The 6,524-nt window shown below is 61.9% G+C and carries 8 protein-coding genes and 2 pseudogenes; 5 read left to right on the top strand and 5 right to left on the bottom strand.

Going from position 1 to position 6,524, the window contains the following annotated elements; translation table 11 throughout:
* A pseudogene (locus PM04_RS16980) lies at positions 1–531 on the bottom strand (S49 family peptidase); the annotation flags it as partial.
* Positions 532–611: 80 nt separating this feature from the next.
* Between PM04_RS16980 and PM04_RS16975 the strand changes: the two are divergent.
* Together PM04_RS16975 and PM04_RS16970 are read left to right on the top strand one after the other, a co-directional pair.
* Complete coding sequence (locus tag PM04_RS16975; protein WP_038009075.1) at positions 612–854, top strand: type II toxin-antitoxin system PrlF family antitoxin; 243 nt, start codon at positions 612–614, stop codon at positions 852–854.
* Complete coding sequence (locus tag PM04_RS16970) at positions 851–1,249, top strand: PIN domain-containing protein (protein ID WP_038009073.1); 399 nt, start codon at positions 851–853, stop codon at positions 1,247–1,249. The genes PM04_RS16975 and PM04_RS16970 overlap by 4 nt, the downstream gene beginning before the upstream one ends.
* A 3-nt stretch (positions 1,250–1,252) precedes the next feature.
* Here PM04_RS16970 and PM04_RS16965 read toward each other — a convergent pair whose 3' ends face one another.
* The 4 genes from PM04_RS16965 to PM04_RS16950 are packed head-to-tail and all read right to left on the bottom strand — an operon-like array spanning position 1,253 to position 5,497.
* Positions 1,253–2,743: a phage portal protein gene (locus tag PM04_RS16965; RefSeq protein ID WP_038009072.1), complete on the bottom strand. Its 1,491-nt coding sequence runs from the start codon at positions 2,741–2,743 to the stop codon at positions 1,253–1,255.
* Positions 2,743–2,952, bottom strand: coding sequence for a phage head-tail joining protein (locus tag PM04_RS16960; RefSeq protein WP_038009071.1), 210 nt, complete (start codon positions 2,950–2,952; stop codon positions 2,743–2,745). Before PM04_RS16960 ends, PM04_RS16965 begins: the two co-directional genes overlap by 1 nt.
* A 3-nt stretch (positions 2,953–2,955) precedes the next feature.
* Positions 2,956–4,983 carry a phage terminase large subunit family protein gene (locus PM04_RS16955; protein WP_052077337.1) on the bottom strand — a complete coding sequence of 676 codons (2,028 nt, stop codon included), beginning with the start codon at positions 4,981–4,983 and terminating at the stop codon, positions 2,956–2,958.
* Positions 4,931–5,497 carry a hypothetical protein gene (locus tag PM04_RS16950; RefSeq protein WP_038009069.1) on the bottom strand — a complete coding sequence of 189 codons (567 nt, stop codon included), beginning with the start codon at positions 5,495–5,497 and terminating at the stop codon, positions 4,931–4,933. The genes PM04_RS16955 and PM04_RS16950 overlap by 53 nt, the downstream gene beginning before the upstream one ends.
* Positions 5,498–5,617: 120 nt before the next feature.
* On the opposite strand from PM04_RS16950, the gene PM04_RS16945 reads away from it, so the two are divergent.
* The 3 genes and pseudogenes from PM04_RS16945 to PM04_RS16935 all read left to right on the top strand — a co-directional run.
* Positions 5,618–5,899 (top strand): hypothetical protein, encoded by a 282-nt coding sequence (locus PM04_RS16945; RefSeq protein WP_038009068.1) that lies wholly within the window; start codon positions 5,618–5,620, stop codon positions 5,897–5,899.
* Positions 5,896–6,294 (top strand): hypothetical protein, encoded by a 399-nt coding sequence (locus PM04_RS16940; RefSeq protein WP_038009067.1) that lies wholly within the window; start codon positions 5,896–5,898, stop codon positions 6,292–6,294. Before PM04_RS16945 ends, PM04_RS16940 begins: the two co-directional genes overlap by 4 nt.
* Before the next feature lie 35 nt (positions 6,295–6,329).
* A pseudogene (locus tag PM04_RS16935) lies at positions 6,330–6,524 on the top strand (hypothetical protein); the annotation flags it as partial.

The following is a 6,524-nucleotide window of genomic DNA, read 5'->3' as shown; positions in this document are numbered from 1 at the left end:
GCGGTCAGCCTGGGAGGCCAACGCGTAGCCAGCCGAGAAAGCGTGTTCAGCGACAAAGGCCCAGACGGGTTTGTTGCGGCGTAGGGCGCGGATCTGGTCAGCTAGGTCGAAGACGCCCGCCACCTCTCCGCCAAAGCTATCAATCTCGAGCGCTACAGCCCGAACGGACGGATCGCGTGCGGCTGCCTCGATCTGAGCCGCGATCCCCTCATAGCTGGTCTGGCCAGAGGATTGCCCGATCCAGCCCCCGCGATGGATAAGCACCCCGGAAATCTCGATCACCGCGATACCGTCTACGACCGCGTAGGGCGCATTGCCATTTTGCTGCAGGTGGTCGGCGAGGTTGCCGGCCAAAATGCTGGCGCGGGCGGGCAGGGTGGCTGAGCCGTCTAGAGGGCTATCCGGTTCTAGTAGCTCAACTGACCTTCCTAATATGCGCGGCCCGAGCCCTGACAGAAACGCCATGGCCTTGGAGGGCTCAACAAGTAGCGGCGTATTAAAGGCGCGCGCGGCGATCCGGGCATGAAGCATCAGGCTTGGTCCTTGGCTTGGCTTTGCATTTCCGATCCGTACATAGTAAGGAGAATTTATAATATGTAAGGAATGCGCCGATGCATGAATCGACGGTGACAGTAAAAGGTCAGACAACGCTGCCCAGAGACGTCCGGGCCGCGCTTGGCCTGACCAGTGGGGACAAAGTGCGCTACGTGATCCTTGATGGTGAGGTGCGGATCCTGAAAGCGTGCTCCGTCAAGGAATTGCGGGGCATCCTCTCAAAAGCGGGTCAGGAGCCCGTGACGTTAGACGAGATGAATGAGGCGATTGCGGCTGGCGCAACAGATAGTGCTCAGTGATTGCGCTCGACACCAATGTACTGGTCCGCTTTCTGGTGCAGGATGATCCTGAACAGGCAGAGCTGGCAACTCGTGTGATCGAGCAATTGACCGATGACGTGCGGGGCTTTGTCAGCCGAGAGGTCTTGATTGAGCTCGTTTGGGTGCTTGAGCGCGCCTACAAGCTTAGCCGCGCTGAAATCGCCGTTGCCCTCGATGGTTTGCTGTCGGCAACCGAGCTGGACATCGAAGGCTCAGATGAGGTTGCTCCCACGCTTGAACTCTATCGCAACGATGGGTTTGGCTTTGCTGACCTAATGATTGCCGCTGCTGCCAGACGCGCAGGAGCCGCCGGACTGGTGACTTTCGATCGCAAGGCAGCAAGACTGCCTGGTGTCCGACTGCTGGTGGATTGACGACTATCCTTCCTCCGCCGCTGTGTTTGGTCGGTCTTCGGGATCTGGATCTTCAGTCTCCGTGTTTTCTTCCGCGGTAGGCACTGCCTGCACACCTTGCGCGGGCGAACCTGGCCGGCGGAAGTCGAGACCCAGCGCGCGCTCGCGTGCGCGCTCCGCGGCAACCTCCCTGTCTACTTGCTCAGCGTCATAGCCGCGCTCGGCGATGGCTTGGGTGCGGGACTTGAGGCCTGCTTCGATCTGGGCGATTTCAGCATTGGCGTCCTTGAGCGGATCGACCCAGTCCCATTTCGTGGGAAGCCAATCCGCGGCGAGCATCCTTGGGCGATCCGCTTCATAGCCTGGAAGCGTCATTGCGCCCGAGAACACGGCCAAATCTAGCCAGCGCGCATAGACGGGCCGGCAGAGCTGATAGACCATGACTGAGTGCTGCCAGGCTGAGACCCTGCGGCGGAATTCGATCAGGGCAAGGCGTGAGTTCGAGAAGTTCCCCTTCACCATGTCATTGGCGAGGTAAGGGTAGGGGATACCAAGTGCGGCCGAGATTTGCAGCAGAGTTCTGTACTGAAATGGCTCATAGGTTGCCCCGCTGTCTGCTGGCTGGCCGACAGTGACGTCCTCACCCGGATCCAAGCGCACGATCTGGCCGGGGCTGATCTCGACGCCTGCGGGCATCTCCTCGTCGTCCAAGGGGGCCAGCGGGTTCTCCGGGGCGGGTGAGGTCACGAACATCGCATACATGGCTGCCACTTTTTTGCGGTCGAGCTCGGCATCATCGTATTGATCCAAGAGGAAGAGCTTCACGATCGCCGGGGCCAGCTTTGAGACGCCGCGGAGCTGACCACCCTCGACGGGGTCGATCACATGGATCACCTCCCAAGCTGGCACGCGGACAATCTCGCCAGACAGTCCAGGATCGGTGCTGTCGCCCGGATGGCGGCGCAGGAAGTGATAGGCAACACGTCGCCCGATCCGATCGAACTCGATCCCTTGTCTGATGGCATTGCCGTTCCGTGCTACACCGGTCTCATGCAGTGGCAGCATTTCCGAGGGCAGCATCTGCAGTTGGAGCGGAACCGTCAGCCCATCCTCAACCCGCCGGGGCCTGATCCGGACAAAGACCTCACCCGCCAGAAACACCTCGCGGGCTGCGCGGCGCTGCAGCCCGTAGAAATCCGTCAGCCCCTCAGCATCGGCCTCATCCGTCCAGGCGAGCCACAGCCGCTGCAACTCTTCCTTTTGGGTGGCATCCGCGATCTTCGAGATCGGTTTGATCCCATCGCCCACGGTATTCGCCGCCCAGCTTTCCACCGCATTCACCGCATAGCCGTTGTTGCGCACGAGCCAACGGGCACGGGCGGTAATGTCGGGACCAGATGCAGCGATTAGCGCATTCACATGCGCCCGGGTCGCTTGGAACCCGCGCAGGCGTCGGTGATGCTGACCCCCGTCAAACCCGCCGATAAACGCCCCAAGGCGCTGACGCCAGTTCATCACAGATCCTTCACAGCGAAGGGGCGGAGCACCCGCCCAGCGCCGCGCTCGAGCTTGGCCATGCGCCTTTCGACATCGCTGATCGCAGCGGCCAGCTCAGCGTCGGTGCCGTAGTTCACGGTCTTGCCGTCATAGCTGACCGATCGCGTGCCGCTGTAGCGCGCGCCCAAAAGCGCGCTGTGGCGGAGTTTCAGCTCATCTAGGGTCATTCGTCATTCCATGTATTTGGGCGTGCTGATCTTCCAGCCGCGCCGCCGGGGCGTTGCGATCCGCCCTGCTTGAGGTTCGGCCGGTTTCTCAGGAGCGTCTGTGTGCGAGGTGACGACTGTTTCTACGCCGGCCTGCTTCTCCAATTGGCGCCACATCCGCTCATCAAAGCGGTCGGCGCCGAGGATCCACGCGGCGGCCCGCGCATAGATCCGTGTGTCCAGCGCTTCGTTCCTCTCGCGCATTTTTTGCCATTCCTGGCGGGCGTAGCCGCGTCGGTCGCGGATGGTGACCAGCTGTTCAGCCACCAGCTGCTTCAGCCATTCGCTGTCCGCCCAGTCGGGCAGGTGGATCGTCCCTGCCGGTACCGGCGCCTCTGGCTCGGACGGCCGCTCTATCCGCAGATAGCGATACGTTTCCGCCTTGAAGGTGGCCGTAGCCACGGTCCAGAGCCGCGCCCCACGCTTTAGTTTCCGACCATTGACGGTCGCATCGACAAAGGTTGGCCCCGACACGGGCGTCGCGCGGTTGAACCCCTCCAAACCTTTCACAGGTGCAACCTGCGCAATGCCTTGGGCCCGCGCCCAGGCGTAGACGGCAGAGGTTTCATACCCGGTGTCGATGGCCAGCTTCGCCAGCGGCATCACGGCGCCGTTCTCATGCACCCAAGTCTGGCCAAGCAGGTCCGTTAACGCCTGCCAGCAGGCAGGATCTCCAGGGCCGCTCGGAATCACGATGTGGTCAACCAGCCAACTCTCGAGGCCACGGCCCCAAGCCCAGACATCGACCTCGATGCGGTCCTTTTGCACGTCGGCTCCGGCGGTGAGGAACAGTCCGCCCAACGGCACCTGTGCTGGGAAGCTTTCTCTGCGATCTGCAAGTCGCTGCCATTCCGGCGCGTCGCCGCTTTCAACCCAGGTCTCGCCCAGAAGCATGTTGCGCGCTGCACGCAGCATCTCGTCTGATCCTTGGGCCGCCAGCCAGTCCCGCGCGATCTGCTCCCAAGTTTTCCAGCCAATCGGCGAATAGAGTGCTGAGAGGTGGAACCCGATCGCATTCGGATCAGTGATGGTCGCCGTCGCGCGCCATTCACCACGCTCAAGCATCTGCGTCTTGTGATGCTCAGCAATCGAAGCTTCGCAGCCTTCGCAAGCATAGGCTGCCGTCTCTGGTTTGCCCTTGTCCCAGCGAAGCCGCTCGAATTGCAGCCATTGCATATGGCCGCACTGTGGGCAGGGCACGAAGTAGCGTCGCTGGTCACTGGCCTCAAACTCCCGCTCGATGCGAGAGAGCCCCCGGATCGTTGGCGTCGAGACCATGAACACTTTGCGCCGATGGGCAAAGGTCGTGGTTCGTGCTTCTGCCAGGCTGACCGGATCGCCTTCCTCGTCAGCTGAAGCCGGATAAGCATCGACCTCGTCCAGAAACACGTAGCGCGCAGGCATCGACCGCAGGCCCGTAGCCGAGTTCGCACCGGTCAGCACCAGAATGCCGCCGGGGAACTCCTTCGACAGCATCGAATTGCCCGCATCCCGCGAGCGCGCTGGCTGCACGCGCTCCTTCAGCGCCGGGCTGTCCTCGATCAGCGGGTCGATCCGCCCGCGCGACGTGCGCTTGGCCATCTCGACCGTGGGCAGCACCGCCAGCATCGGGCCAGGCGCATGATGGATGACAAAGCCGACCCAGTTATTCCCTGCTTCCGTCGCGCCGACCTGTGCGGCTTTCATGAACGAGATCCGCTGTGCCGGATGGTTCGGCGACAGCGCATCCATGATCGCGCGTAGGTATGGCGTGCGGGCCGTGCGATATTGCCCAGGTTCAGCTGAGGCCCGCGAGGACAGCTTGCGATGCTTGTCTGCCCATTCGGAGACTGTGAGGTCTGGGTCGGGCCGCATGCCCCGGCGCCATGCGCGCAGGACATCCTCGGCGCCGTCAAAGGCGAGGTCGAAGCCTTCAGTTAGATCAGATGTGTTCTCCTCATCATTCAAGCGAGACCCTGAGGTCTGCGAGGGCGTCGAGCTGCTCTCGGACATGGGTTTCCAACACCCTCTGCAAGATCGCAGTCTCGATCGTTACCGCCTTGTCGGATGCCTTCTCCATATCTGCGGACAATTGTGCGGCCATCAGGGCTGCTACACGTGTGGGCCAGGTGACCCAAAGATCCCGCTCCTGACGGGCCAAACGAAACACCAAGGTCTCGGCCCGTGCGCGATCGACCAGCACGCCCTTTTTCTTCTGGATCGACAGCTGCCGTTCCTGAGCCTGGTAGACCGTTAGCGCGGTGCGCGCCTTGATATAGGACGTGCTGTCACCCGAGCCCGAGCCCGAGCCCGAGGCCGCCGGTCCGTCACCGGTTGCACTAAGTCCGCCTCGCGCCCGTATCTGTTGATCCGGGTCCGTCGCTGAACCGCGGCGAGTATCGGACGCCGCAGCGTTGATTGACCCATCGGCGAAAAGCACCAGGCGGTCAGTTTTACGGGCTTTTTGCACGGCCCCACGGGAGATCCCAGCGTGTTCGGCGTAGGCGCGTTCAGATAGTCCTTCCATGACCTGTTCCAGAGCCTCAGGGCATTGTTATTAAACGGATAAATACGTCTATTTGAGTTGATTAGACTTCCGTGTCGAGCGACTCTCACATCAAGCAAACAGCCTGATTGGAGAGAGCCCATGAGCACCCGCGCACAGATTGCCATACAGACCGGACCCGAAGAATGGGCGCACGTCTACGTCCACTACGACGGCTACCCCGAGCACATGCTGGCAGCACTTCACGCTTGGACGCCCGAGGACATCCTGGCCGCCCGCGAGATCCGGCAAGTCAGCGCCGAGGCGCTGGACTGTTTTGATCCGCCGCGGCCGCCGCGGGTCTTGCCGCGACCAACCCGCGCCTTTGGCCATTTGTATGTTTGGCACGACGGCACGTGGGCAGAAGCGGAGGCAGCACAATGAGCGAGCTGGTTCTTCCCAGTCAAAACGAGGCTCACGGGTTTTACGGGCAGATGAGCGCCTGCGCGTTGCGGGACAGGCCGACGGATCGGATCTGGGCGGTGACCTGCGCCTTTATCGGTCTGGCGACAGGTGCCGGTACCGAAAATGAGATGCGCGGCATCAGGGATTTCTTGGATAGCCCAATGGGACGGCACTTTGCCGATGATCTGATTGAGGCCCTGCAAGGTCGCACCATAAACAATGAAATCGCGATCATTAAAGCCATCGAGAAATGGCAGGCCTCGACCATCAGCGCGGAGACCCAGCGAGAGGAGGGCATCCCCGCGGGGCTGCCATACCTCACGGGCTGGGTGCAGCACTTTGTAATCTTGGGCGTGAATGACACCGCCGACTGACGGCACACAGCAACGCCAAAAATATGGAGGCACCGATGCCGAAGATTACCGACACACAAGCCATTATCCTCACGCGCGCCGCATCCCGCCCTCGCAACTTGGCCATGCCGCTGCCCAAGGGGCTGGCAGGCGCTGCGGCCAAGATGACCGTCGGCAAGATGATCGAGCGCGGTTGGCTCGAAGAGGTCGATGCCAATCTCCGCCGCAAAGAGCCGCTCTGGCGCGAGACC

Source organism: Thalassobacter sp. 16PALIMAR09, from assembly GCF_000765485.1.
Taxonomy (GTDB): Bacteria; Pseudomonadota; Alphaproteobacteria; order Rhodobacterales; family Rhodobacteraceae; genus Thalassobacter; species Thalassobacter stenotrophicus.
The sequence above is the reverse complement of the archived record's forward strand: the minus strand, read 5'-3'. Positions and strand labels throughout refer to the sequence as shown.